The organism is Brevibacillus sp. FW301-21C12A (assembly GCF_058788915.1).
The window spans coordinates 1-2,083 of sequence record NZ_JBYTBG010000100.1 but is presented as its reverse complement, the minus strand read 5'-3'; the positions used below and the strand labels follow the sequence as shown (position 1 = coordinate 2,083).

The following is a 2,083-nucleotide window of genomic DNA, read 5'->3' as shown; positions in this document are numbered from 1 at the left end:
CATAATCTTCAGCGTTGGCCGTGCCTATGCACAAATCCGCAGCGATTCTCTGTATTTTTGACTTGCGAAAAACAGCGTAGACTGGAAAACGTTGCTTGCCGAATTTTTGTTTATATAACGAGAGCAGTTCGTTCAACATTGTTGGTCGGTGAGTAGGGATAAGAGGGCAAGGATGATAATAATTATTGGAATCCTTATGTTTTTTTCCGAAAGTAGGAACCTTTGATTGACCGATTAAGCTTAGCCATTTTTCCTTAATACGTTTAAGGTTCTTCCAACCTGCTTTGTGATCAACGCCCCAACCGAGAAGTAGCCAGGGATGCATTTGTAATTCTTGTAGTGAAATCAATGATGCAGTGATGTCATACTCTCCTGAAGTGACGAGAGATTCAAACTGATCGACGGCGTTCGTAGACTTGGAGTTTTGAAGATTGAAAAGGTTGTAAATATGGAACCTTCCCGACACGGGCTTATCTTTGCCATAGATTTCTTCAACCAAAAGGATTAATTGATCCATTGTCGGATCAGGAGTTATTTCACCTTCCGCTTTGAATGATATATTCAGCTTTTCTATCAAGTCAGGATTGATTTTATTGAAATCGGCTGATCCTGGGTTAAGCAAAAGACATGCCCCAATAGACATCTCAGACTGCCCCCACTGGATGTAAGCTGTTGTTCGATAAGTATGATCTCCACGTTTGATGAATGTTCCATATGCTCTTGGTTGGTTCATATACATTCTCCATTCAAATTTTTATTGATATCTACCCCGACGAGATCTGAAACGGTAACATTGCCAAATGCGGTATAGTAAATAGTTAAAACCGATACGGCTATCTCTGCTTCTCGTTTGTCATCGCAATCCATGAAATCAATTGCGTTTTTTGGAGATTCATCGTTAATGAGAATTTTATAACCTCCATCTTCTTCAAGGACACTCACATACAAGGATATCTTATTGGTTTCTGGCCCCCACCATGCCCATTCTTCATCTAAATCCGTACCCTTATTAACCCAATGTCCGTTTGGATTTGGTACATAGGAGGATTTATCAACTGCTTGATTTCCTTGCCTCAACAAAAGGTATAAGAACAGAATAAATAGGAATAGGATCCAAATCATAAGCCACCCCCACCCTTTCCGTTTTATGTCTTCCACCAAAAAGTATCAAGGGACCCGATCAAATAATTAATCACCAAGTTGGGTTTTTTAGTTCAGTGACAACTCCTCGGTAATGAGTCTCAATACTTCACCGATATTTCGGTTGTTTATTACAGCATCAGCGATAGAGTCTAAGGGAGTCGGATCGTGATTGATAATTACCACTCTTGCACCGTGTTCTTTTGCGATCATTGGAAATGAGTTAGCAGGAGAGACAACCAGTGAAGAGCCAAGAACAATAAACAAATCGGATTGTTTTGTCTCTTTCTCTGCCGCCGCTAACATGTGGGGGTCTAATGACTCTCCAAACAACACGACAGAGGGGCGGATAAACCCACCACACGTACAGTACAAATGATTTTCAACGTATCGGTCTGTTGAGTACATAGTCCCGCATGAATGGCAGTGCAATTTTTGAATTGTCCCGTGCAGGGGGATGACATTAATGTTTCCTGCTTGTTCATGCAATCCATCCGTGTTTTGCGTAATGATGGATTTTACTTGAAACTGTTGTCCCCAGGATGACAAAATACGATATCCAATGTGAGGTTTGACGTTTTGCAATGTTTGAATCCTCATGCGATAAAAATCAATGAATTCTTTCTGGTTATATTTCATCGCTTCCACACTGGCTAAGGATTGAGGGTCTTTTCCATGCCAAAGTCCACTTTGGGATCGAAAGTCGGGAACCCCACTTTCCGTACTCATGCCTGCACCCGAAAAAATTACGGTATATCTTGATTCCTTCAGCCATTTTGCAATCATTCATGACACCTCCGCTACATGTTCTTTATGGTTTCATATTACCAGAACAGTGGTAAAAAATTTGATCGCTTCTTTTTATAAGACGAATTGTCAAGACAAGTGCGACAGAGCTTCCATGAATGATTCGTAAGCGGTCTTCCAACCCAGACATTTTCTT

Annotated in this window: 3 protein-coding genes; all 3 read right to left on the bottom strand. The window is 40.9% G+C overall.

The annotated features are described in order from the left end of the window. Positions 1-733: hypothetical protein (locus tag AC3WQH_RS25375; RefSeq protein WP_492332324.1), on the bottom strand; the 733-nt coding region annotated here is incomplete at its 3' end. Beyond that, the gene (locus tag AC3WQH_RS25370; RefSeq protein ID WP_026558478.1) at positions 730-1,122 is read right to left on the bottom strand and encodes a hypothetical protein; all 393 of its coding nucleotides are present in this window, start codon (positions 1,120-1,122) and stop codon (positions 730-732) included. The genes AC3WQH_RS25375 and AC3WQH_RS25370, both read right to left, overlap by 4 nt. 87 nt (positions 1,123-1,209) lie before the next feature. Continuing rightward, on the bottom strand, positions 1,210-1,926 hold the full coding sequence (locus AC3WQH_RS25365) for an NAD-dependent deacylase (protein WP_309479905.1): 717 nt from the start codon (positions 1,924-1,926) through the stop codon (positions 1,210-1,212). Positions 1,927-2,083 lie beyond the last annotated feature (157 nt).